At 61.6% G+C, this 23627-nt stretch carries 21 protein-coding genes and 1 pseudogene; 14 read left to right on the top strand and 8 right to left on the bottom strand.

What is annotated here, in order from left to right; all coding sequences use genetic code 11:
• Positions 1-234: 234 nt before the first annotated feature.
• Positions 235-876 (top strand): CDGSH iron-sulfur domain-containing protein, encoded by a 642-nt coding sequence (locus ACVOLI_RS04580; RefSeq protein ID WP_481533707.1) that lies wholly within the window; start codon positions 235-237, stop codon positions 874-876.
• A gap of 135 nt (positions 877-1011) precedes the next feature.
• On the opposite strand, the gene ACVOLI_RS04575 is transcribed toward ACVOLI_RS04580, so the two are convergent.
• The 5 genes from ACVOLI_RS04575 to ACVOLI_RS04555 all read right to left on the bottom strand — a co-directional run bounded on the left by ACVOLI_RS04575 (position 1012) and on the right by ACVOLI_RS04555 (position 7567).
• A complete protein-coding gene (locus tag ACVOLI_RS04575; RefSeq protein ID WP_481533706.1) occupies positions 1012-2277 on the bottom strand; it encodes a serine hydrolase domain-containing protein in 1266 nt (421 codons plus the stop codon).
• Positions 2278-2459: 182 nt separating this feature from the next.
• The gene (locus ACVOLI_RS04570; RefSeq protein ID WP_481533705.1) at positions 2460-4757 is read right to left on the bottom strand and encodes a TonB-dependent hemoglobin/transferrin/lactoferrin family receptor; all 2298 of its coding nucleotides are present in this window, start codon (positions 4755-4757) and stop codon (positions 2460-2462) included.
• 157 nt (positions 4758-4914) lie between these two features.
• A complete protein-coding gene (locus tag ACVOLI_RS04565; protein WP_481533704.1) occupies positions 4915-5763 on the bottom strand; it encodes an EF-hand domain-containing protein in 849 nt (282 codons plus the stop codon).
• A gap of 25 nt (positions 5764-5788) precedes the next feature.
• Entirely contained in the window at positions 5789-6583 is a 795-nt protein-coding gene (locus ACVOLI_RS04560) for a DUF4198 domain-containing protein (protein WP_481533703.1), read from the bottom strand.
• Positions 6584-6922: 339 nt separating this feature from the next.
• Positions 6923-7567 carry a TetR/AcrR family transcriptional regulator gene (locus ACVOLI_RS04555; protein ID WP_481533702.1) on the bottom strand — a complete coding sequence of 215 codons (645 nt, stop codon included), beginning with the start codon at positions 7565-7567 and terminating at the stop codon, positions 6923-6925.
• A gap of 136 nt (positions 7568-7703) precedes the next feature.
• On the opposite strand from ACVOLI_RS04555, the gene ACVOLI_RS04550 reads away from it, so the two are divergent.
• From ACVOLI_RS04550 to ACVOLI_RS04540, 3 genes and pseudogenes are all read left to right on the top strand, one after another.
• Positions 7704-9965 (top strand): TonB-dependent receptor, encoded by a 2262-nt coding sequence (locus ACVOLI_RS04550; protein WP_481533701.1) that lies wholly within the window; start codon positions 7704-7706, stop codon positions 9963-9965.
• 17 nt (positions 9966-9982) lie between these two features.
• Positions 9983-10879: a tyrosine-protein phosphatase gene (locus ACVOLI_RS04545; RefSeq protein WP_481533700.1), complete on the top strand. Its 897-nt coding sequence runs from the start codon at positions 9983-9985 to the stop codon at positions 10877-10879.
• 710 nt (positions 10880-11589) lie between these two features.
• Positions 11590-11733: pseudogene (locus ACVOLI_RS04540) on the top strand (transposase); the annotation flags it as partial.
• A gap of 134 nt (positions 11734-11867) precedes the next feature.
• Here the strand turns inward: ACVOLI_RS04540 and chrA are convergent.
• Genes chrA through arsH form a run of 3 tightly spaced genes read right to left on the bottom strand, consistent with a single transcriptional unit; the run spans position 11868 to position 14281 of the window.
• Entirely contained in the window at positions 11868-13070 is a 1203-nt protein-coding gene (gene chrA / locus ACVOLI_RS04535; RefSeq protein ID WP_481533699.1) for a chromate efflux transporter, read from the bottom strand.
• 54 nt (positions 13071-13124) lie between these two features.
• Complete coding sequence (gene arsC / locus ACVOLI_RS04530; protein ID WP_481533698.1) at positions 13125-13544, bottom strand: arsenate reductase (glutaredoxin); 420 nt, start codon at positions 13542-13544, stop codon at positions 13125-13127.
• Positions 13541-14281 carry an arsenical resistance protein ArsH gene (gene arsH / locus ACVOLI_RS04525; RefSeq protein ID WP_481533709.1) on the bottom strand — a complete coding sequence of 247 codons (741 nt, stop codon included), beginning with the start codon at positions 14279-14281 and terminating at the stop codon, positions 13541-13543. Before arsH ends, arsC begins: the two co-directional genes overlap by 4 nt.
• A gap of 44 nt (positions 14282-14325) precedes the next feature.
• Between arsH and ACVOLI_RS04520 the strand changes: the two genes are divergently transcribed.
• From ACVOLI_RS04520 to ACVOLI_RS04475, 10 genes are all read left to right on the top strand, one after another.
• Complete coding sequence (locus tag ACVOLI_RS04520; protein ID WP_312917353.1) at positions 14326-14640, top strand: ArsR/SmtB family transcription factor; 315 nt, start codon at positions 14326-14328, stop codon at positions 14638-14640.
• A gap of 26 nt (positions 14641-14666) precedes the next feature.
• Positions 14667-15158, top strand: coding sequence for an arsenate reductase ArsC (locus tag ACVOLI_RS04515; protein WP_312917350.1), 492 nt, complete (start codon positions 14667-14669; stop codon positions 15156-15158).
• A 20-nt stretch (positions 15159-15178) separates the two neighbouring features.
• Positions 15179-16237, top strand: a complete 1059-nt coding sequence (arsB, locus tag ACVOLI_RS04510; RefSeq protein ID WP_481533697.1) for an ACR3 family arsenite efflux transporter — start codon at positions 15179-15181, stop codon at positions 16235-16237.
• A gap of 3 nt (positions 16238-16240) precedes the next feature.
• On the top strand, positions 16241-17224 hold the full coding sequence (gene trxB, locus ACVOLI_RS04505) for a thioredoxin-disulfide reductase (protein ID WP_481533696.1): 984 nt from the start codon (positions 16241-16243) through the stop codon (positions 17222-17224).
• A gap of 24 nt (positions 17225-17248) precedes the next feature.
• Positions 17249-17935 (top strand): FAD-dependent oxidoreductase, encoded by a 687-nt coding sequence (locus ACVOLI_RS04500; RefSeq protein ID WP_481533695.1) that lies wholly within the window; start codon positions 17249-17251, stop codon positions 17933-17935.
• 572 nt (positions 17936-18507) lie between these two features.
• Positions 18508-19635 (top strand): hypothetical protein, encoded by a 1128-nt coding sequence (locus ACVOLI_RS04495; RefSeq protein WP_481533694.1) that lies wholly within the window; start codon positions 18508-18510, stop codon positions 19633-19635.
• Positions 19636-20196: 561 nt separating this feature from the next.
• Positions 20197-21180 (top strand): hypothetical protein, encoded by a 984-nt coding sequence (locus tag ACVOLI_RS04490; RefSeq protein WP_481533693.1) that lies wholly within the window; start codon positions 20197-20199, stop codon positions 21178-21180.
• A gap of 98 nt (positions 21181-21278) precedes the next feature.
• Positions 21279-21662: a helix-turn-helix transcriptional regulator gene (locus ACVOLI_RS04485; RefSeq protein WP_481533692.1), complete on the top strand. Its 384-nt coding sequence runs from the start codon at positions 21279-21281 to the stop codon at positions 21660-21662.
• An 11-nt stretch (positions 21663-21673) separates the two neighbouring features.
• Complete coding sequence (locus ACVOLI_RS04480) at positions 21674-21970, top strand: hypothetical protein (RefSeq protein ID WP_481533691.1); 297 nt, start codon at positions 21674-21676, stop codon at positions 21968-21970.
• Positions 21967-23427 (top strand): YfjI family protein, encoded by a 1461-nt coding sequence (locus tag ACVOLI_RS04475; protein ID WP_481533690.1) that lies wholly within the window; start codon positions 21967-21969, stop codon positions 23425-23427. Before ACVOLI_RS04480 ends, ACVOLI_RS04475 begins: the two co-directional genes overlap by 4 nt.
• The last annotated feature ends 200 nt before the right edge of the window (positions 23428-23627 follow it).

The raw sequence follows: 23627 nt of genomic DNA, 5'->3' as shown, positions 1-23627 counted from the left end.
CCGGCTCCAAAGCGCCGCTGGCGCGGGATGGCGTCGCGGCTGGGCGCAAATACCCGCGTTGTGGGGGCGGGGCTTACGCCGCGAAGCTCGTACCCCATCAAGCCCCGGTCCAACGGCGGTTTCATCGACCGAAGCTTCGCGGCTCACGCCGCTCCCACAAAAAAGATGTTGCTGTATAGGCCCCGCCTTCACCTCTTCCGCGCGACACTGCGCACTCCGAAGCGGAGGCAGCCCATGGCAACCGAAACCGTACGCGGCAAAACCGTCACCATCCATTTCGACGGTGAACGATGCATCCACTCACGCAACTGCGTACTCAGCCATCCGGATGTGTTCGTGCCCAATGTGGTCGGCGAATGGATCCATCCCGATGCGGTCGCCCCGGAAGAAGTGGCGCTGATCGCACGCAACTGCCCCTCCGGCGCCATCCGCTACGAATACAACGACGGCAGCCACAGCGAACCTGCGCCGGTGGTCAACCTGGTGCATATCCGTGAGAACGGCCCACTCGCCTTCAATGCTCCCCTGCTGATCGCCGGCAAGGACGAAGGCATGCGCGCCACGCTATGCCGCTGCGGCGAATCGCATAACAAACCCTTCTGCGATCACCGCCATGTCGAGTGCGGTTTCATCGCCACTGGTGAACCGGTAGAGAAAAAGCCCGAAGCACTGCCACAACGCGATGGCCCGCTGCAGGTGAACCCCACCAGGAACGGCCCGCTGCACGTCATCGGCAATCTCGAAGTGGTCAGCGGCACCGGCCGCACCATCGAGCGCCTCAGCGAAACCTGGCTATGCCGCTGTGGTCATTCAAACAACAAGCCCTTCTGCGATGGCAGCCACAAGAAGGTCGGATTTCAAGCTGATGGCGAGTAGCTCGCCGCATCAACCTGAGCCACGCGAGTCATCCAGGAACGTCGAGTCATGCACTGAATTGGAGTGTTTACATCACCCGCAGCCAGGCGCTTCCCCGCCAGAACTGTTGTTGCCAGTCAGGTCACGAAGGATCAGTCAAAGATCGTAGGAAAGCAGGTCATAGCCCGTCGCCGCGCGCACCACCCGCTGATGCACGAACGAGCCACTGCCGCCGTTGGTCAGCACCACGATGCCTCGCCTGCGCTGTGCGTCACCAATGGCGAAATTCTTGAAGATGCCGCTGTTGCTGCCGGAGTGGTAGAACACCGGGCCATCACGGGTCTGCTCGGTGTTCCAACCCAGTCCTTTCTCGGTCCAGCGGCCCGGCAAGCTTATCTGCGGCGTGAGCATGGCTTGACGCGCAGCCTCGCTGATCTCCCACGACGCGCGTTGCCGGCCCGCCATCATCAAACTGAGGAAGGTCGCATAGTCCTGCACCGTCGTACGCAGGCTTGCTGCTGCGTTGGCGAGGATATCGCCAGGCCACATCACCAGGCCCGGTGGCGCCAGCTTCAACACTTCCGGCATCGCACGTTCGGCATCTTCATATTTCCACGCAGACAGCGGCTTACCCCAGCGATCCGCAACCTGCTGGGCGACGCCCCATTGGTCGCGAAGGACTTGCCTTGGCATTCCGCCATCAACATGGTCATGCGCGGGATGACCATAAACCGAGCGTCCCGCCAGATCCGGGCTCCATGTATAGCTGCTGTCCTTCATGCCAGCCGGACCAAACAGATGCACCTGCATCGACTCATCCAGGCTCTGGCCGGTGATTGCTTCAACCACCAGCTGCAGCCAGACGAAGGCCTCACCCGAATAGTTGATACGCGTACCAGGCTTGACCATCGGCACCAGTTTCTCGGTTGCTGGCGACTTGCGCCAATCGGGCAGACCCGTCGTATGCCGCAGCACATCGCGCGCGGTGACCAGCGCAATCCACGGATGATCGCCGAGATAGTCCGGCCGGCGGTAACCCACCAAGGGAACATCAAGATCGATGCGTCCCTGCTCCACCAGCTGCATCACCAGGTAGGCGAACATCGGTTTGCTGAGCGACGCATCCTCGAACACCGTGCGCGCATCCACAGGCGTGCGTGTCTGGGCGTTGGCAAGGCCAAAGCCACGACTCCATGCCACAGCACCCTCGTCAACCACGGCGATGCCAACGCCCGGAACCGCGAATGCCTGCATGATCCGCGGCAACTCGGCGAGGAAGGTATCGTCCGGAATCCAGCTACCGCTGGCGGTGCTCTTGCACGGGCCAGCCAGCGCTTGCGCCGAAGGCAACGCGGCGAGCATGCCCAGGCTTGCGGAGTGGGTGATGAATCGACGACGACCTGGATCTGTGCGAATCGGCATTGCCAGCAGCCTCCGGTGCGGATTGCTGAGCTTAGCCGGTGTTCCGGGCGCGTTGGGCAAAACATCTGGACGCGTTGTCGCCTGCATGCAGATCCACACCGGCCCCCAAAAGAACAACAGCGCGGAGCCTGCGCTCCACGCTGTTGTTCCAGGGGCAAGGGACTGGTCACAGCCCCCGTGACTCAGAACGAATACGCCACCGTGACGCGAGCGTTGCGACCCGGCTCGCTGTAACGGCCGATGCCGTCATCGTTGACGTAGCCGTACAGGGTGTTGGTGCCCTTGTTGATCACCCGTACGCGCTGCCACAGGTAGTACTCGCGATCGGTCAGGTTGTAGAGGCCTGCGGTCAGTCGCAACTGCGAGGTGATGTTCCAGGTGCCGGTAAGATCCAGCACCGTGTAGCCATCGGCCTTGCCCGTCCATGCCGGCACCACCTGCGTGCCATTGGCCGATGTGGTGTAGGCATCGCTGGCGCTCTTGCCCCAGGCGTGGGTCAGATTGGCGCTGACGTTCCACGACGGCGATGGCGCATAGCGCACGCCCAGCACCGCGCTGGCCGGCACGATGCTCTCCAGCGGATCACCATTGCGCTTCTCGCCCTTGCTGTACGCCGCCGCCACCCGCGACGACCACGCGTCGGCGATCTGCCAACGCCCTTCCAGCTCGGCGCCCTTCACCGTCACCTTGCCCGCATTGACCGGCATCGTGCTGTTGTAGCTGTACTGCACCGGACCGGTTGCCGTGGTGCGGTAGCCATTGGCATACGGCACCGCCGTGGTCACCGTTTCGATGAAGTTGTCGTACTGGTCGCGGAACACCGAGAACCCCAACTGCGCGCGATCGGTGGTCCAGCGGTAGCCCAGCTCGATGTTGAGGCTCTTCTCCGCATCCAGATCCGGGTTGGACATCGAGGTGTCGAGCTGGATGGCTGCACCGCTCACTGCATCGAACGCGGCACTGGCACTCGTCGGCGAGTACAGATCCGCCACGCTCGGTGCACGGAAGCCACGGCCAAGCTGCGCCCACAGCGCATGGTCTGGCAGGAAGCGGAACTCCGCCCCCAGCTGCCAGCTCGGCGCCGAGAAGCGAAGGTCACGCACGCTGCCGGTCTTGTCGACAAAAGTGCTGTCTACCTGCGGCGAGTAATCGTAGCGGTCATAGCGCAGGCCACCGCTGAGCTGCAGGCGTTCCTCGAACAGGCTCAGGCTGTCGCGCAGATACAGGTTCCAGGAGCGGGCATCGGTCTTGGGCACCTGGCGCGGATCATGCTCCACGCTTGCGATGTCACCGGCCGCATTCCAACGGGTATCCACCGCGGTGTAGTCGATATCGCGCTGCTGCCAGGCCAGGCCGTAGCCGATGTCATGCCGCACCGTGCCTTCCACCACCTTGCTGAAATCCAATGCTGCGCGATCCAGGGTCTGCTCGGTGGCGCGGTCTTCGCTGCGCTTGCAGGGAGCACCACCACCCGGGCAGCCGCTGCCGGCCAGAATTCGGGTAATGCCGCGACTGTCGGTGATCTGGCGGTCCAGCTGCGCATCAAGGGTGTCGAACAGGGCATTGCCTGCACGCCACTGCCAGGTCACGCCATAGCGGTCACGGTCATTGCGATCGTCGCCCTTGCGCTCCAGGTAGCCCGGCGCGTAGACGCGGGAAAGATTGTCGACCTCGTTGTGGGCGCGGCCGCGCTCGTACATGAAGCCCAGCGTGTGTGCGTCCGACAACTGCAGATCAACCTTGCCGAGCAGGTTGTCGCGCGTGCTGTCGACCGGATCCGGCGTGCGTCGACCGACACCGATGCGGTCCACCGTACTGTCGTACCAGCTTTCGCTTTCATGGCCTTCGCGGCGGGTATAGACCAGCATCGACTCGACGATGCCGGTGCGGTTGGCGAAGCTCAGCGTGCCCATGGTCTCGTCGTTGGAGCCGCTGTAGCCGAACTTCACCCCGACATGGGTGTCGTTGCCTTCGGGCTTGAGGTAGTCCGCCGGGTCCTTGGTGGTGAACACCACCGCGCCGCCGAGCGCACCGCTGCCGGAGGTGATCGAATCAGCACCCTTGACCACCTGCAGACTCTTCAGCGTATCGATGTCCACATCGCCGCGGCCGCTGCGGAAGAACTCGTAGGAGCGCGCCGTCTCCACCGATTCGGCCAGGCTCAGGCCATCGACAGTGATCGCCACGCGGTCGCTTTCCAGGCCACGGATGTTGAAGCCGTTGTCACCGAAGCGGCCCATGTCGACCACGCTCACACCCGGGATGTAGCGGATGGCCTCTTCCATGTTGTTGGCCATCTCGGCATCGAGATCGGCGGCGCTGAGCACGGTCACGTTCTGGTTGCGCGACTTGCTCTTCTTTGCCCGTTCGGCCTCGACCCGGACGGTGTCCAGGTTCGAGGCATCCGGCGCTTCGGCACGGGCGACGCCGGACAGGCTGGCCAGCACGGCCAGCGCGAGCACGGATACAGCTGCATTCATCAGAGATCTCCACAGAAAGGTAATGGCGGGGACTACGCCGTTCCTGGCTGCTCGATCACATGGACCATGCCGGCTGGGGGGCACCGGCGCCACACTGGCGCCGTGTCATTGCAGAAACTGGGGTGACCGGTCGCAAGCCGCGACCGGTAGGCGCGGCTCAACGGTTGCCGTTGGCCGAATGTGCACCGGCAACCGGCTCTGGATCGCGTGCGTCAACGATGCCATCGCGATTGCTGTCAGCGCGGTCGAACAGGCGCTTGCCGGACACCTGGTACTCGGCAAAGGTCATGCGGCCATCCTTGTCGGTATCCAGCGAATCGAAACGCACGCCGGCCTGGCGGCTTGCCGCGCCGCGAACCTTGCTGCGTTGTGCATCCAGCCGACCTTCAAACTCCGCGGTGTATTCGGCCAGGTCCAGCGCGCCATCGCCATTGGTATCGGCAGCAGCAAAAGTCGCACTGCGTGCGGCGTCGAACTCGGCGCGCTCCACCAGCCCATCACCATTGCGGTCGTACAGTTCGATCATGCCGTTGGCGGTATGCGAGGTCGGCATCTTCAGCGGGTCGCGGTTGTCGCTGGCGGCGGTTTCCCGTGTGGCTTCCTGGCTCTTCTCGTAGCCGGCCCAGGTGCGCTCACCGGCGGCATCGAACTCGGCCCGGCTGATGCTGCCGCTCTTGTCGCGGTCCAGCGCCTTGAAGCGGGTATCGGTCTGACGCAGGTGGCCGGCACGCGCGTCGGCCAGCCGAACATCAAAGCGCTGCAGGTATTCGTCCACGTACTCCTGGCGATCGACGTGCCCGTCATTGTTCGCATCGGTGGCGTCATAACGCTGCCTGCGGAACTGCTCGAACGCATTCCAGCTCACTGCGCCGGTCTTGTCCGGGTCGAACTGGGCCAGGAAGGCGGTAACCGTCGGCGACACCGCAGGCGGTGCGGCGATCTGCGCCGAGGCAAGCGGAGCCAACGCTGCAGCCAGAACGGTGGCGGCAACAAAGAAGGTCTTCATCGGGGTATCCCTGTTGGAAAGCGGCTCAGGGCTCGAGCACGCGGAAGCTGAGCGTGTAGTTGTTGCCGTATTCCGGCGCCGCCGCACCAGCCGGTGCCGGGCCGCGGTAGCGAATCAGGGCCAGATAAGCGCCCGCTTGCTGCAGGGCGAACGAGGCCTTGCCTGCAGCGTCGGTGGTCAGCTCGACCGGAGCCGGCTGGATCTCGTCATCGCCGCGTGCAGCGTGGATCTCCACCTTCTGTGCCGGCAACGGCTTGCCGTCGTAATGCACCTCGAAGACGAACTGCTCACCGACATACAAGTCCGATGGGTGGGTCACCGGCACCAGTTCCAGGCCCTTGCCGTAGGGCGCCAAGGCCTGACGGGTCGGCGCACCGGCGGTCAGGTAGACCTCCGAGCGCGACAGGCTCTGGTAATGCGAGAGCACGGTGGCACCGGCCGGCAGTGGCTTGGCCGGATCACGGCTGCTCTCCTTGCGACCATCCACTTCCCAGGTACGGAACACGGCGCCAAGGCGGTTGCCGGTAGAGAAGCGGTACGTGCCCTTCTTGCCCGGCAGGGTCTGTTCGACCACGGCACGGGTCTTCAGTCGCTGCACCACATCGGGCGCATGCTGCACGCCATCGGGATCGGTGACGACAAACTCGCTGTTGTCGAACACGACTTCGGGCACGAAGAATTGCTCGGCGAAGCTGGCATCCAGGGTAACCGTGCTGGTCGGCTGCACCTTGAAGGTGGCCGGAGCGAGGTACGGGGTATGCGCCTGGGCAGGCAGTACCGCAGCGGCCAGCAACAGGCAGGCCAAAGGACGGAAGTTCATCGACGGGTCTCATGGAGGGACCGGCGCGACGCCGGCGGCCGATACGTTAAGTCAATTGCGAATGATTCGCAATACGATTCGTTGAAATTGATGACCCTTTGCCCGCTTGGTGCACGGCAAAGGGCGCGCCGCAGCCACTCGACGCAGGATCCGCCTGCCCAGGCATACCACTACGCTACCGGCGCCTTCTTCAATCAGGAAACCCACGGAATCAGCACTACTGGTCTGGCAAGCGACGTCGCTTGGCCAATGCAGCGGACCTGTCCGGAACGGATTCCAGCCGTTTACTGAGCCGGCACGTTGGGCGCGACTCCGCGTGCCCTTTTGGGGGTTTCCCTTCTACTCGGGTAGCGCCTGTGAGATCGCCGCAGTGAGTACGCCTCTCAGGGTATCTGCCTGCAGATCCGGATCGCGCACCGCGCGCATCGCCAGGCCTTCCACCAACGCCCTCAGCAACAGCACGCGTTGCTGGACTGCCGCTTCGTCCGATGCACGGCCACGCTCCTGATCGTGACGCCGCAACCACTGTGCGATGGCCTCGCCTATCTGCTTGTCGTGATTGCGCACTACCTCGGCAATGACCGGATCACGATGCGCCTCTGCATTGATCTGCGCGAACAGCACCACGCTGGCGATCGTGCTGCCGCGCGTTTCCAGGGTCTCGCCACGCGCCCAATGCTGGTAGCAGACCAGCAAGTTCTCGACCAGATCCGCCGGTCTCGGAGGATGCCGCATGGCCTCCTGGTCATGCGCGAGCTGCCGCTCGATCAAGGCCAGAATCAATGTGCGTTTGTTATCAAAGTAGCGGTACATCAGCCCCTGGCTGATGTTCGCCTCGGCCGCGATTTCGCTGATCGATCCTGCGTGGAAACCGCGTCCGATGAAGCACTGCTGGGCAGCATCCAGGATCCGTTGACGTTGCGCTTCGGCGTGTGATCTGGCGGCTTCGTCGGCAGATGGGGACAGGACTTTATTGGGCGGCATCGCATGCTGGGAGACGTGAAGTGTCCGAATGGTACGTCAGTCACGCGTGAATGAACGGTCATTCATTTGTAATTTCAGCCGCCCAGAATCCGCCCGGTCTTCCACTCCCCCGCGAACGGATCCGATGCGCCCCGCCATGAAGCACCCCCACCTGCTCGCTCTCGCCATAGCGGCAGCCCTGCCCCAGCTGGCCGTAGCCAACGACGCCGAAAGCGCGGATAGCGGCAGCCGCGATGTGGTTTCGCTGGACCAGATCGTCATCACCGCACAGAAGCGGGCTACCAACCTGCAGGAGACCCCGATTTCGGTCTCGGTCGTCGATGCCGAGGCCTTGAAGGACCGCAGCGCGATATCGATCGGCAGCCTGTCGGACGGCTCCATTCCCTCACTGCGCGTTACCCCGTTCGCCACCCGCAGTTCGGCGCTGAACATAGGCATACGCGGCATCGGTGCTTCCGGCGACGCCAACCAGCCCGCCCGCGATGCAGGTGTCGGCATCTATGTCGATGGCGTGTTCATGGGCCGTGCCCAGGGCCTGGGCAGCATGCTGTACGACGTGGAGCGCATCGAAGTCCTGAAGGGACCGCAAGGCACCCTGTTCGGCCGCAACACCGAAGGCGGTGCGGTCAGCATCGTCACCAAGCAACCGCTGGGAGAATTCGGTGGCAGCGTCAACGCCGGCGTCTCCAACTACAGCGGCCAGAACACTGGCCTGCACCTGGACCTGCCCAAGCTGGGCGACGTTAGCTTCAAGATCGATGCGGTGCAGGCCAAGCGCGGCGGCACCACCGACAACGCCATGCGCGGCGAGCGCGACTTCAACAGCTACGACAAGCGCGGCGCGCGCGTCAGCGCGCTATGGCAGCCCAGCGACAGCTTCTCCGCGCTGTACGCGTTTGACCGCTCCTACGATGCGACCACGCCGTACCACGTGCAGATGCTGGTTCCCGGCCCGGCGGTGAGCCCCCTCCAGAGTGCCCGCGCCAGCAAAGACCGCCGCAGCCGTTCGATCCTGGGCGGCCCGCAGGAAGACAACATCGGCCGCACCAGTGGCCATCTGCTCAATCTGGGCTGGACCCTGAGCGACACCCTCGAACTGAAATCGATCAGCTCCTACCGCGAGCTCACCCAGGGCCAGTTCGACATGGGCCTGGTGGATGCCACATCCGCTTATGGTGGTCCGAATACGCTGTTCGGGCGATACAGCTTGGCGCAGGTCTACCAGCACCAGTACAGCCAGGAGTTGCAGCTGATCGGCAACACCTCACAGATCGAGTTCCTCGCCGGCGCGTTCTACTACCACGAGACCGCCGGGGACAATGCACAGACACCGAACATGCTGCGCTGGGGAGCGGATGGCAACAGCTACACCGTGAACCCGGCAACCAACCCGCTCGACCTTTCCAAGATCCGCATCGATCGTGCCAGCAAAGCATGGACGGACAGCCTCGGTTTCTTTGGCCAGGCCACCTGGACGCCGGCATCGCTGGAACGCCTGCACCTCACCGCCGGTGGCCGCTACACCCAGGATGACAAGAAGGGCCAACTGCATACGGTCAATGGTGTCGCCACGCAGCTGCGCTTCGATGACTCGTGGAGCCGCTTCGACCCGATGGTCAACATCGCGTATGACTTAACCGACAGCGCAATGGTGTACGCCAAGTACAGCACCGGCTTCAAAGCCGGCGGCGCCAACTCCCGCTCCACCACCTACACCGCTTTCGATCCCGAAGAAGTCACGGCCTTCGAACTCGGCTTCAAATCGCAGTTCTGGCAAAACCGTGCGCGCCTGAACCTGGCCCTGTTTGATTCGAAGATCGAACACAAGCAGATGGACTTCTCGTTGCCGTTCGACCCCAATAGTGGCGAGACACGCACCACCATGGTCACCACCAACGCGTTGACCAACGGAAAGTCACGTGGCGCCGAATTGGAATTCAGCGTGATGCCGATGGACAACCTGACCCTTGGCCTGAACTACGCATACACCAAGATCGATGCACAGACCGCCGTCGATCCATTCGGCGCAGGCGTCGAAGTCACGGTCAAACCGCTGCTGGCACCGAAGAACGCCGGCAGCGCATCCATCGACTACCTGCTGCCGTTCGCCAACTTCTCGGCACTCAAGCTCCACCTCGACGGCAACTGGTCCGATGGCTACTACACCAGCGAGTACGACCAGATGCTCACCGACAGTTCGTTCGTGGTGAATGCCCGCGTCGCGCTGGTGGACGTGCCGTTGAACACCACCGGCTCGACCATCGCCTTCTCGCTGTGGGCGCGCAACCTGCTGGACGAGGAACACCTGTTCTACAAGCTCAACAGCAGCGCCTTGGGGCAGACCGGCATCTTCAACGATCCGCGCACCTATGGCTTCGACGTTACCGTCAATTTCTAATCCTTGGAGACCCCCTGATGAAAACGCGAAGCACCCCGATCGCACTCGCCCTGGCCCTGCTCGCTCCGGTGCTCGGCACCGGCGCCGTCGCCCATGCCGATACACCCGCCGCGGCCACCGCTACGCGCAGCGGCAACACACAGCCGCTTGCCGATGACGCACAACGCGTCATGGCGCTGCAGGGTGCTTGGAATGTGCGTTCCTTCGCTGGCCTGCAAGGCAGCCGTGGTCCGATTCCCGCCAATGCGTTCATCCGCACGGCAGATCTTGGACGATTGACTGCCGCCGATCGCGACGCCCTTGCCGCCGCCGGCGTGACGCTGGACATCGATCTGCGCACGGCCGATGAACAGACCCAGTCGCCTGACCTGCTGGCCAGCGACGACCGCTTCGACTACCAGCGCATCTCGCTGATGGGTACGGAGAAGATGGATCTGCCGAAAATGATGAAGTCGTTCCCCGACTCCCTGGGCGAAGCCTATGTGCAATGGCTCGGCCACAGCCAGCCGCAGTTCAAGCAGGTGTTCCAGCGCATCGCGGCCGAGAAGGACGGCACGGTGCTGTTCCACTGCACGGCGGGCAAGGACCGCACCGGCATCATCGCCGGCCTGTTGCTGAACCTGGCCGGCGTTGCCGATGACGACATCGTGCACAACTACGCGATCTCCGCGCACTACCTGGAAGGACAACCCAAGGACAGTGCGATGAACGCGCAGATGATGGAACTCATCCGACAGAACCCGGAGATCGGCAGGAAGATGGCGGGCATGGCAGGTACTGCGCCGGAGAACATGGAGATGTTTCTCTCCACATTACAGCAGCAGTACGGCGGTGCTGAGGGCTATCTGAAATCCATCGGCATCAGCGATGCAGAGATCCAGCAGCTCAAAGCACGCCTGGGCCAGGCAGGCTGACGTCCCGTCTTGTTGCCGCAACGGCTCAACGGACCACGCAACGTTGAGAACGGCCCAACAAACAGGATTCGAGAAGTAAGTGACGGGGCCGGCTCTTATGCTGGTCCCGTCCTATGCGGATCATTCAGAGGTCTTCGTTCGGCAGCTTGCACTCGATATCCGAGCCGCGAGCTCGCTCGCTGACGTTGGCTCATGTCGGAAGTACAAGCTGGGATTGCCGCGGAAGTCTGCGCAGTTCGCTCCAGCAGTACGGGCACCAGCCAATTCCCCGGATGCGTGCATTGCAGGAAAAAACACCGCAACGCATTGAATTACGTGGTGGGCCCACCATCAATCGAAAAGCGAACCTATCCAACTGAATCTAAACAATATTAGACCAGGCCAACGTAAATGTTACTCACCACGTTACTCACACCAGAAAAACCAAACCAACTTCGAATCCAGTGCGCGGCGAAGGCTCTTTCTGCGCGGGAAGCAATGTTCCGTGCGGGCGCCCTTACCATCAAGACCCTCGCAACCCTAGCGCAGCCTATCATCCCCTAAGAGCTACCGGCAGCAGATCTTTCAACGGAATGCCGGTATCCGTTTCCACAAAAAATCTGCATACGCCCGGCTGGGCGACGCGCCCCACGCAGCACACCGACTTGGTGCTGCAAGCGCTGCTCGCTGCGGTGTGGAGGCGCAAACCCGTTTACACAGAAATCTGCACACGCTCGGTTGAGAAGGCGCTCGATGCAGAGATGACCGAGCACTTGGGGCATGAGAAGCACGAGCCGGTGGCCAACGGTGCTGGCAACACCCGCAACGGCCGCGGTCGAAAGACGCTCAAGGGTGAGTTTGGCGAGTTGCCTATGGTCAGGCACAGCTTGAAGTATGTGTCGTGGAAGCGGCGACTAGGAGTGGCGGCCGACCTCAAGCGCATCTACACCTGCGCCACCGCCGAGGAAGCTGAGCAACGGCTCACCGAGTTCGAGGCACACTGGGACATCTACAGCACCACCGCCCAGCCGACAATGGCAGCTAGCAGTACCACCAAAAATGGCGGTGCATGCGCAACGACCAGTAGCCCGAACGCAATCAGCGCCGTCGCGACATCCCATCGGTCATGGATCGCACTCGTCCACACAGGGTCGTACAACGCAGCCAGCAGGATTCCGACCACCCCGGCATTGATTCCTGAAACTGCCGCTTGCAGATCTTTCCGTTGACGCAAGGACTCCCAGAACGGCAGCGCACCCACAAGGACTAGAGCGGCAGGCAAGAAAATGACCACCAGCATCAACATACCACCTGCCCAGCCCCCCAACGGACCGTCGGCTATCGCCCCCAGATAAGCCGCAAAGGTGAAAAGAGGGCCTGGCACCGCCTGCGCCGCAGCGTACCCGGCTAACAGATCCGCGGTGCTCACGGTGCCGCTTTGGACAACAGCAGTCTGCAGCAACGGCAGGACGACGTGGCCGCCGCCAAAGACCAAGGCGCCAGCGCGGTACACACCCTCCAAAAGCACGGCCAGGGGGGAGCCGCTAGCCACTGCCCACACGGGCAGCAGAACAAGCGGCAGCACCAACAGCATCAGTGCCACCGCGCCGGTTCTTCGCGAGACGGGATAGCTGCAGGCTGACTGGCCGAGCGCCGGATCGATCTTCAGCGCCCAGCGACCGAGCAGCCCGCTGACGATGATCACCACTATCTGGCCCACGACCGAGGGCATTGCCAGCGTCAACACGGCGGCGGAAAGGGCCATCCCTGCCCGCAAACGGTCCGTGCACAGGGATCGGGCCATTCCCCATACTGCCTGCGCCACCACGGCAACTGCCACGATCTTGAGGCCATGTAGCCAGCCTGATTCAACGATGCCTTCGTATCCGGCAACGCCCAGGGCGAACAGGATCATCAGCACGGCCGATGGCAAGGTAAAGCCTGCCCAGGCGGCCAGCAGGCCAGGCCAGCCGGCGCGATGCAGGCCCAGCGCCATGCCTACCTGGCTGCTGGCCGGCCCTGGCAGTAATTGGCACAGGGCCACCAGATCGGAGTAGCTACGGTCCGTCAGCCAACGGCGACGTTCGACGAACTCGAGGCGGAAGTAGCTCAGGTGGGCGATCGGGCCGCCGAACGACGTCAGGCCCAGTCGCAGGAACACCAGGAAGACGCGCCAAGCGCTTTCGCTTGTTGTGGGTTCGAGCGGCGACACCAGGCATGGCCTCCTGTGGTTCCCAACGGCGGCCAGTTCAACCCGGCAAGGGCATCAGGGCATCGAAGTCCGGACGTGTCCGGTCACCAACTCCCCGTCTTCCTTACGGAATGGTCCGGGCAGCGACGGCAGAATCTCCAGCACCACTTCCGAAGGCCGGCACAGACGCGTACCTCCATCGGTTTGTACGAAAGGACGATTGATGAGTATCGGATGCGCCAGCATCGCATCAAGCAGCGCGTCGTCGCTCAGTGCCGCATCGCCCAGTTCCAGCTCGTCATAGGGCGTGCCCTTCTGCCGGATGGCATCGCGCACGCTTAAACCTGCGGCCTCGATGAGTTCGACCAGCCGCGCACGGCTAGGCGGGTGGGCCAGGTAGTCGATCACTTCTGGTTCGATCCCGGCGAAGCGCATCAGCGCCAGGGTGTTGCGGGAGGTACCGCACTTGGTGTTGTGGTAGATGACAGCGTTCACGCACTTTCCTCTTGGTTCAAGACGGTCTCCACCACGCCTGCAGCAACCGCCAGCGCCGCCGTTTCAACGGCGCCCTTGCGCTCGCTGTAGCGGTCCACCAGATAGTCGCTGCGCCCGCGCACCAGCAGGGTGAACTTGACCAGTTCCTCCATTACATCCACCACGCGATCGTAATACGCCGAAGGCCTCATTCGACCATCGTCGTCAAACTCCTGCCAGGCTTTGGCGACCGACGACTGGTTGGGGATCGTCACCATCCGCATCCAGCGGCCGAGCACGCGCAGCGCGTTGACCACGTTGAAGGACTGCGAGCCGCCGCAGACCTGCATCACTGCCAGCGTGCGGCCTTGGGTGGGTCGAACGCTGCCTTCTTCCAGCGGTAGCCAGTCGATCTGGTTCTTGAATACAGCGGTAAGGGTGCCGTGGCGTTCGGGGCTGACCCACACGTGGCCTTCCGACCACAGCGAGGCCTGGCGCAGCTCCTGCACCTTTGGGTGGGTAGCTGGCACCGAGTCAAGGATCGGTAGCTCATGTGGATCGAACAGGCGGGTTTCCGCCCCGAGCTGTTCCAGCAACCGCTGCGCCTCAAGCGCCAGCTTGCGGCTGAACGACTGAGGCCGCAGTGACCCATATAGGATCAGGATGCGTGGCCGGTGCGGTTGCGCAGTCGGGTCGTTGAGTTTGGCGGCCGTCGGAATGTCCAGGGCGCTTGGGACCACGTTGGGAATCTTATGCAACACGGAGGGTTGTCCTGCGGTATATATTCCATTATTCTAGAATCATGGAACATAAGAACGCAACCCACGCCCTCGCCGCCCTGGGCCACGCCACGCGCCTGTCCATCTTCCGGTTGCTGGTGCAGGCCGGCAGTGGTGGCAAGCTCGCCGGCGACATTGCTCAGGCGCTCTCGTTGCCCGGCGCAACCCTCTCCTTCCACCTGAAGGAACTGTTGGCAGCGGGCTTGATCAACGCAGAGCAGCGTGGCCGGACCATCTGCTACCGGGCCGAGTTTGTGGCGATGAACGAGCTGCTGGCCTACCTCACCGAAAACTGCTGTGCCGACGAACAGTCCTGCGAACGCCCCGCTGGCTGCTAACCAAGCCTACCTTAGAGATCGCTCAAATGACCCGTCGCGTCTTGTTCTTGTGTACCGGTAATTCCGCTCGGAGCGTGTTGGCCGAATCGACCCTGAAAAAATGGGGCGAAGGCCGCTACGAGTCCTTCAGCGCAGGCAGTCAGCCGGCCGGCCGCGTCAACCCGTTTGCCATTGCTCAGTTGCAGCGCGAGGGTTTCCCGGTGGACGGCCTGCGCAGCAAGTCTTGGGACGAGTTCGCCGAAGCTGATGCCGCTGCAATGGATCTGATCGTCACCGTGTGCGACAGCGCGGCGGTGGAGGCTTGCCCGGTGGTGTTCGGCGACTTTGTGCGGGTGCACTGGGGCCTGTTCGACCCAGCCGGCGTTGAAGGTTCGGACGAACAGAAGGCCGAAGCCTTCTATCGCGCGCATCAGATCATCAAGGCGCGCCTGAAGGCTTTCCTCGACGTCCCCGACAACGCATGGGACGACCGCGAGGCGCTCAAGGCTCAGCTCGAGCCGATCGCGCAGATCAACTGACCGTCTTTCCGGAAAATGCCATGACCACTGATACCTCCCGCCTGTCCTTCTTGGACCGGTACCTCACGCTCTGGATCTTCGCCGCCATGGCGCTCGGCGTCGGCCTGGGGGCGTTGTTCGAGGGAGTGCCCAGCGCGTTGAACAGCCTCTCCATAGGGTCGACCAACATCCCGATCGCGATCGGCCTGATTCTGATGATGTATCCGCCGCTGGCCAAGGTGAAGTACGAAGAACTGCCGCGGGTTTTCGCCGACAAGCGCGTGTTGATGCTCTCGCTGCTGCAGAACTGGATCGTCGGTCCGTTCCTGATGTTCGGCCTGGCCGTGCTGTTCCTGCGCGACTACCCCGAGTACATGACCGGTCTGATCCTGATCGGGCTGGCCCGCTGCATCGCGATGGTGCTGGTGTGGAACCAGCTCGCCCGCGGCGACGCCCAGTATGTTGCTGGACTGGTGGCATTCAACTCGATCTTCCAGATCGCGCTGTTCAGCGTCTACGCGTGGTTCTTCCTTTCCTGGTTGCCCCCGGTGTTCGGTCTGCAGAGCAGCATCATCGATGTTAGTTTCTGGACCATCGCCGAGGCTGTTCTGATCTACCTTGGCATCCCGTTCCTGGCGGGCTTCCTCACCAGTCGATGGCTGAAGGCGCGTAAGGGTGTGCGCTGGTATGAAGAGAAATTCCTGCCTGCAATCAGTCCGATAACCCTTGCCGCACTGCTGTTTACCATCGTGGCGATGTTCAGCCTGAAGGGCGGCGACGTGCTGCGGATTCCGATGGACGCGGTACGCATCGCGATCCCGCTGACGCTGTACTTCATCATCCAGTTCGTCATCAGTTTCTTCATGGGTAAGCTGATCGCCAAAGACTACCCCCGCACCACCGCGATCGCGTTCACTGCAGCAGGCAACAACTTCGAACTGGCGATCGCCGTGGCCATTGCCGCCTTCGGCCTGGCCTCGCCGGTCGCATTCGCCGCAGTCATAGGCCCGCTGGTGGAAGTGCCGGTGCTGATCCTGCTGGTCCATGTCGCCTTACGGCTGGGCAAACGCTACTTTCCTGCCGATGCACGGAGCCACTGAGCCATGAGCACCACCCGACACATTCCATTGCTGATCCTTGGTTCCGGCCCGGCCGGCTGGACCGCCGCCGTCTACGCCGCCCGCGCCAACCTCAAGCCGGTGGTCATCACCGGCCTGCAACAGGGCGGCCAGCTGATGACCACCACCGAAGTGGACAACTGGCCGGGTGATGCCCACGGGCTGATGGGCCCGGACCTGATGACGCGCATGCAGGCGCATGCCGAGCGCTTCAAGACCGAGGTCATCTTCGACCACATCCACACTGCCGACCTGTCCCAGCGCCCGTTCAGGCTGATCGGCGACAGCGCCGAGTACACCTGCGACGCGCTGATCATCGCCACTGGCGCCACCGCCAAGTACCTGGGCATTCCGACCGAAGGGGAATTCAAGGGCCGCGGCGTTTCCGCCTGCGCCACTTGTGACGGCTTCTTCTACCGTGACCAGGACGTGGTAGTGGTGGGCGGCGGCAACACCGCCGTGGAAGAAGCGCTGTACCTGTCCAACATCGCCCGCAAGGTCTACCTGATCCATCGCCGCGACACCCTGAAGGCGGAAAAGATCATGCAGGACAAGCTATTCGCCAAGGTTGAAGCCGGCAAGATCGAAACCGTCTGGCACCACCAGGTGGAGGAAGTGCTGGGCAACGAGGCCGGCGTGACCGGCGTGCGCGTGAAGTCGACCCTAGACGGCAGTACCCGCGACATCGATGCACACGGGTTCTTCGTGGCCATCGGCCACCACCCGAACACCCAGCTGTTCGACGGCCAGTTGGCGATGAACAACGGCTACCTGGACATCCGCTCGGGCCTTGGCGGCAATGCGACCCAGACCTCGGTGGAAGGCGTGTTCGCCGCCGGCGATGTGGCCGACCAGCACTACCGCCAAGCGATCACCTCGGCGGGGTTTGGCTGCATGGCAGCGCTGGACGCCGAGCGTTACTTGGATGCACTCAATGTCTCCGACCAGCAGCACAAGAACGCCGCCTGAGTGCTGCAGCGCGAGGAAGTCCAGATGGACAGCATCGATGTGGTGGTAATTGGAGGCGGTCAGGCCGGGCTGGCGGCCGGTTACTTCCTGCGTCGCAGCGGGCTGTCCTATGTGATTCTTGATGCCGAAACGTCTCCTGGCGGGGCGTGGCAGCATGCGTGGGAATCCTTGCATCTGTTCTCGCCGGCGGGCTGGAGCTCGATTCCCGGTTGGCCGATGCCTGCCACCCGGGAACCGTACCCTTCGCAGGCGGAAGTGCTCAACTACCTCGCGTGCTACGAGCACAAATATGCGCTGCCCGTCATCCGTCCCGTGCAGGTGGAACGCATCAGCCGCTCGGGGAACCGGCTGCTGGTGGAAGCAGATGACGGCCGGCAGTGGCACACACGTGCAGTGATCAGCGCTACAGGTACTTGGCGGCATCCCTACACGCCCGGATATGAAGGTTTGGACGCATTCGGCGGCGTGCAGTTGCACTCGGCCCACTGCCGAGCACCATCCTCAGCAAACGCCACGAAAGTACGGCTGCTCCCGCTGGCGTCACGTCATTCACGAGTCGGGACAATTCGAGTTGCGTCGATTCACGCACAACGGACAGTTCGGAGCGTGGTATCGGGAACGGCGCACCCCGACCGACCGCTAAACGAACGCTTCACGGCATTCGCTCAAGACTTGCCTGCGCGCTACGGGCGTCGGCTAAGGGTCGGGTGACGCCCAGAGTCCAATAAAGAGCGCGTACTCAGCGCCTGCACCCACGTGGCGGAGGTGATGCTGGCCTTGCCGGTCTGTGACAGGTGCCAACCCAACAGTTGCTGGGTATGGCAATCGATCACCAGCGCCATGCTGAGCGACCCGCCTTTCCCTCCCCATACACAGTACAGGTCTGTCACTCATCGCCAGCAGCTTATCCTGCGCCGCAAATTCCCAAAAGTCGCTGGTATCGTCAAAGGGATTGCAAGCATTTTCTCGTGCCAGAGCAGAATGGCATGAGATACCATCTCCCCTGGTAGAACTTCTCTCTCTCCATCGTACTCGTAAAAAAGCGGGTGCTCGGAAAATCTGGATCGTAAACGGCACCTAGGTTTTCCAAGGAGATTTTTTCTCGGACGTTTTCGCATTTTTCGTTCATTTTTCTGGAGTGGGTACATTGAGGAGAATATGACGCGAAGTCTCCCTAAGAGAGTAGAAGGCGCCTATCACCGCACTGATCTGCTGGAGCAGCGACGCCCAATGATGCAAGCATGGGCTGATTTCGCCCTTCCACTAGTAGTATGAGATAAGCAATGCTCTTCGCTCTCCATATCGAGGTTGCTCACAAGCTTGTGGGCATGGCCCCCGCTGCGTTCTTCGAGTACGCCACGGGTCTGAACCACATGAACTATCGACGTGGCCGTGGCTTCGCTGCCTTCATGGCCAAGCGCGAGCAAGTCGAAGCGTATTCGGACTCTCTACTGCTACGCATGCTTCAGAAACGCGGCGTCCCTGACGCCGAATTCCGTGGATTCAAGGAAAACATCCCCCAGGGGCACTCGGCGATCATGGTTTACGGGCTGGGTTTGCTCGACGATCACACAGCACCAGCGACCCGAGAGCTGGTCGCCATGTTCGATGCGTCAGACAAACGGCTTTGCCAGTTGTCGGACACAGACGTGTCTGGCTTTTTCGACGAGATAGGCCCGCAGTCCGAGCTTGGGCCTGCGTACTGCGCACCGTTGGCGGTGGCAGGTATCCGAGGTCCGACGCTGGAGCTGACCGCACCTGAGCGAGCCGCCTTCAATCTGGCCCTGAACCGACGCGCCCACATGGCGCTGTCATTCCTGGCAGCAGTCGACCACGAAATCGGGCATTGGATTGGACGGACCGGGGTGCCAGATGCCTTGGTTGGTCTCCCCAGATTTGCAGTGCTGTTGGCACCACCTGGACCAACCCATCGGCGTCGCCACACCCCGGCTGACCCTGCCGCGCGCCTCGTAGATTTCATCGGCGCCGTCGGCCACTATTTGCGCAAAGGCAGCTGGCCTGAGCGCCCGCTCTCTATCGCGGACATGGCCGCCCAAGCAGATCTATCAGGGACACGGCTTGGCGAGGGCGATCGGTTCGTTCGCGGCTTGAGAAGTGGCAAGGCCCCGCTGACTCGAAAGTCATTCAGGGCACTGGTCCACACCCAACTCTGGACCCTCAAAGCGAAAGCATCTGATCTCGATGACCAAGCGGACCTGCTTGAAACCTACCTGATGGCCGCACTCTTGTTGAGCCTGCTCCTGCCAGACCACCCAACCACCGCGGGCCACATGGACCGCACGGGCTGGCGGGAGGCCTATCTGGGATGGTGGGAGCGGCATAGACACCGCTACCCACCCCCGGCCCCGTCGACAGGCCCACTGCCCCCAGCTTGGCTGATCGATCCGTAATCAGCGCTTCGCAGGGGCGTTGGTGCGGTTGCCGCCAGACGGCATCCCAGGCTTGGTCGACGGCCACCCAGCGGGGCCTCGAGCGCCGCCAGCAGTCGAGCCGCCCTTCGAGCCACCACCGGCCTTCCCAGCCGATCCACCATTACCCTTTGCCATGTTCGTCTCCTTGTTAGCCCCACACGGGGCAAGGAAAGCTTGAACGTTGGCGCGCTCCGATTAAGCCCTGAAAGTTCACAGGTGGAAGTTGCGCTGGTGAGGCTGGCCAGCTTCACCAGGCTCAGAGCTCGGCATGGGTGAAGCTGTGATCAGTGGTCGCCAAGTACTCGGACAGCGGCGCGAGTCCCCGCCACAAGTGTCCACGCACCACCTGTACCAACCGGTTGTACCGTAAACATGCTCCTCACCGGAGGCGTATCGCAACCAACTGCACGTGGCACACAGGAAGTGACAATTGCTCCGCCCCGTTTGAATCGCCCAGGATTTCAAGTCCCAATCTGCTGGAAACACCAAGCCCATTTGTCCAGAATACAAGGGAGTAGAACCACAGAAGGAATTGTTAAGTTGAGTCGCTCAAAAGCCTCCTCCAGGCTTCCATCCTCGCCACTACGCTCATCAGAGCGCGCCCTGGTTACAACGGTCGTTGCGCCGCGCCGGCGCCCCAGCAGCAGATACAACAGCAGCCAAGACCTGCCCGATCTCAACTGCATGTTCGACCGATTGCTCAACCAGATCCATAGCAAGCACATCAATCGACAGAATGATCCACGCCCCTTCGAAGTCTTATGGAAGAAGACATGCGCAGAGCTTAGAGAACGAAAGAATGCAACTGCGTATGCACAGTGGAAGCAGCAGTCAATCATCAAGAATGCAAGCGACTACGAAGCACTTAGCAATGAACTCGCCCAGACGTGGGCGGACACTACGATCACACAGGACGAAGACGGTCATCAGACATGCATCTTCTCGTTTCCTGAACGTTTCGAAGAACTGAAACGTCAACACGAAGAACTGAAGCCACGCGCGAAGATCAAGATTGACGACATTCTTGAGGTCGCAATCGCCTATTGGATCGAGGCACGGAACGCGTTCAATCAACAAGACTCTCTCCGAGCTCTCCACGCGCTGCTGGAATGCAATTTCTACCTAGGAATGACCTACTCCCCGAAGACCGAGTCCGAGTCAAAGCGCGAAAGCGCCTCAAAGGCGCCTCTTTCCTGCAGGGATGCCCTTGAAGAAATCGCGTTTGAGGTGATGCGAAACTTCATCGTTCCCAACAAGTTAGAGAGCATGCATTTGGTCATCGAAGCGATCGTGAAGCAGATCCGAGTCCATCCCGGTGGCGCTGAGGCACTGCAGGCCTACGACGAGCACGTGCAAAAGCGAAAGCCAACTGATGAGCACATTGATAATCGCGTCGCCGATGCGTTAACAAAGTGGGGGAAGTCCGGGAAGCCCTATAAGCGAATGAAGCCTGTCTATGACCGGGTACGGGAAGAGTTCGAAGAGAAACAAGGAGCCGCCAAGCACAAAAATGTGAATATGTAAAGCCGTTAGCTAGCTATTGCTTAGACCGGCATACTACGCCTCAACGATCATCTCCTCCGCAGCAAGGCCGCCGGCCCTGCGCAGACAAGGAGATACTCGTGTCCCACAACGCATCATCAGCCTATTCCCGCCACACAACCCGTCGCCGCGCCTTGACCAACTCGGCAGGCGCTGCAAGCTCTCTCAGCGCCACTCCGCACGAGATCGACTCGAGCACCCTTGAGCGCCTGGAGGCCATCCTTCATTCGCTGCAGCGCGCCCCAGTCCAGGACCAAGCAATCCGCCTGCCTGAGGTGCTGTCCATTGTGGGCATCAGCAAGAGCACTTGGTATGCCCGCCTTAATCCGAGGCTGCCGTCCCATGACCCCCGAGTCCCCAAGCCTTTCAAGCTGGGCACGTCCGGCCGCTCCCCTTCAGTGTGGTGGCGGTCGGAAGTGATGGCCTATGTCCGCGCCTGCGCCAACGCGCACGCGGCGTACTAAGGAGGGCGACCATGAATATCTGCACTCCCCCGTCCAATGAACCTGATCGCAGCTTGCAGGACCAGGCAAACCGCTGCACCGATGCGCTGAAGGCATTGCAGCCCAAGCAACAGCATCGGAACACCCAACTGTTCGCCATGCTGTACCCAACCATCTTGGAGCTGTTGGATAGGCAAGTGACCCAGAAGGCCATCTTGGAAGTCCTTCAGGCACAAGGCCTGAAGTTGCATCCGGCGCGCTTCAAGGAACTGATGGATCTCCAGGCCAAAGCCATGGGGAAGACCGCTACCAGCAAGGACAGCAAATGAACAAGCACATCCCTACCTTCCCATTCCCGGCGAATCAGTTCTACGAAACCGTCGAGCGGGCCTTCGACGAGGTAATGGATGCCGTTCAATCACCGGATGCCATGATTGCCAGCTCGTTCCTGACTGCCATGTCCGTTGCCTGCCAGGCTGACATCGACATGATGTTGCCCATCGGCCAAACGACCCCATGCGCACTCTTCCTGGCCACCATTGGGGACTCGGGTGAGCGCAAAACGTCAACCGACAACCTTGTTTTGAAGCCGATCTATGAGTACGAACTTGCACAGACTGAAGCCTACAAAACTGCTTCGGAGAAGTACAAGGCGGAGCGTCGGTACTGGAACGCTACTCAGAAAGCACTAGATCGAATGATTGCCAAATCTGTTCTCGATGAGCCGCGTGAGTTGCGCGAACGCTACGATGCGTGCATGGCAGCGGAACCCTCCAAGCCCGCACTCAAGCGCATCGTGCTGAAGAACACTACGGAGCGCGCTTTGATCAATGCGATGCGAGGGCAGAGCAAGTCCATAGCACTTCTTTCAGATGAAGGCGAAACCTTCGTGAAAAGCGGTGCGGCCCGCGGTCTTGGCACGCTCAACAAGGTATGGGACGGCCCCGCTATCGCGACGCTTGATCTTGCGAAAGAGATCATCGAGGTCTACGCCCCTCGACTGACGCTCAGCTTCATGATCCAGGAAGGGCCTTTCAACGCATTTTTGGACAAGCCGAACAACATGGCACGAGCTTCCGGCTTTCTGGCCCGCTTCTTGCTGTGTCATCCCGAGTCAACGCAGGGTCACCGGGTGACCAAGAACCGTCGCGAAGACGGCAGCTCGCGCCACCCTGCGCTCGACGTTTTTCACAGCAGGATCACCGAGCTCCTCCACGAACGCGATACTCGCCATGCTACCGGTGATCGCAGCAAGAAGATTCTTCGCTTCTCCCCCGATGCAAGGGCAAGGTGGGTCGAGGCTCAGAACCTGATTGAGCTGCAGATCGGGAAGGGCGGTGCCTATGAGGAAATGCGCGACTTTGCCTCCAAGTCCGTAGAGATTGCCAGCAGGGTGGCTGGCATCCTCCATCACTTCGAGGGGCTTGAGGGCGATGTAGTCGAGCGAGCGACGCTGGAACGTGCGCTTTCCATCGTCGAGTTCTATTTCAGGGAGTTCAAGGAGAAGTTTGGTAGCCACAATGACCTTCCTGAAGACGAGAAGGACGCGTTGGCATTGAAGGATTACTTGTGCACGCGCTATTGGGAACGCAACTACAATCACGCACCTCGCAACGATGTCCGGAAGAATGGGCCAATCCGCCATCAGGGTCGGTTTTGCTCTGCCCTGGACTTGCTGGAGGCAGACGGGGTGATTCGAGTGGAGCGGGAGAACTACCTCCGACGCTCAGGCAGGCACTTGATCATACTTAACCCGGTCGTCTTCGGTGCCAGGGGTCATCTTTAAGCCTTCCAAGGTTTTCACTATGGCCGCCCTTCGGGGCGGCCTTTCTTTTTTGAAGCCAAGTACGACGTCCGAGCGCGCTCAACGTCTTTTGTGGGCCGACAACAGTGCACTCGATGCTACTTTGCCCCAATTGGGGCAAAGTAGCATCGAGTGCGAGATGCTTTGGGGGAATGGTCCAAGTCTTTCGGACCGCACCGGAG

Source organism: Stenotrophomonas sp. STEN029 (genome assembly GCF_056760015.1).
The sequence above is the reverse complement of the archived record's forward strand: the minus strand, read 5'-3'. Positions and strand labels throughout refer to the sequence as shown.

Excerpts from the sequence above, each read along its gene's own strand:
- ACVOLI_RS04580 (WP_481533707.1), top strand. The coding sequence starts at position 235 with ATGGCAACCGAAACCGTACGCGGCAAAACCGTCACCATCCATTTCGAC.
- ACVOLI_RS04575 (WP_481533706.1), bottom strand. The coding sequence starts at position 2,277 with ATGCCGATTCGCACAGATCCAGGTCGTCGTCGATTCATCACCCACTCC.
- ACVOLI_RS04570 (WP_481533705.1), bottom strand. The coding sequence starts at position 4,757 with ATGAATGCAGCTGTATCCGTGCTCGCGCTGGCCGTGCTGGCCAGCCTG.
- ACVOLI_RS04565 (WP_481533704.1), bottom strand. The coding sequence starts at position 5,763 with ATGAAGACCTTCTTTGTTGCCGCCACCGTTCTGGCTGCAGCGTTGGCT.
- ACVOLI_RS04560 (WP_481533703.1), bottom strand. The coding sequence starts at position 6,583 with ATGAACTTCCGTCCTTTGGCCTGCCTGTTGCTGGCCGCTGCGGTACTG.
- ACVOLI_RS04555 (WP_481533702.1), bottom strand. The coding sequence starts at position 7,567 with ATGCCGCCCAATAAAGTCCTGTCCCCATCTGCCGACGAAGCCGCCAGA.
- ACVOLI_RS04550 (WP_481533701.1), top strand. The coding sequence starts at position 7,704 with ATGAAGCACCCCCACCTGCTCGCTCTCGCCATAGCGGCAGCCCTGCCC.
- ACVOLI_RS04545 (WP_481533700.1), top strand. The coding sequence starts at position 9,983 with ATGAAAACGCGAAGCACCCCGATCGCACTCGCCCTGGCCCTGCTCGCT.
- ACVOLI_RS04520 (WP_312917353.1), top strand. The coding sequence starts at position 14,326 with ATGGAACATAAGAACGCAACCCACGCCCTCGCCGCCCTGGGCCACGCC.
- ACVOLI_RS04515 (WP_312917350.1), top strand. The coding sequence starts at position 14,667 with ATGACCCGTCGCGTCTTGTTCTTGTGTACCGGTAATTCCGCTCGGAGC.
- arsB (WP_481533697.1), top strand. The coding sequence starts at position 15,179 with ATGACCACTGATACCTCCCGCCTGTCCTTCTTGGACCGGTACCTCACG.
- trxB (WP_481533696.1), top strand. The coding sequence starts at position 16,241 with ATGAGCACCACCCGACACATTCCATTGCTGATCCTTGGTTCCGGCCCG.
- ACVOLI_RS04500 (WP_481533695.1), top strand. The coding sequence starts at position 17,249 with ATGGACAGCATCGATGTGGTGGTAATTGGAGGCGGTCAGGCCGGGCTG.
- ACVOLI_RS04495 (WP_481533694.1), top strand. The coding sequence starts at position 18,508 with ATGCTCTTCGCTCTCCATATCGAGGTTGCTCACAAGCTTGTGGGCATG.
- ACVOLI_RS04480 (WP_481533691.1), top strand. The coding sequence starts at position 21,674 with ATGAATATCTGCACTCCCCCGTCCAATGAACCTGATCGCAGCTTGCAG.
- ACVOLI_RS04475 (WP_481533690.1), top strand. The coding sequence starts at position 21,967 with ATGAACAAGCACATCCCTACCTTCCCATTCCCGGCGAATCAGTTCTAC.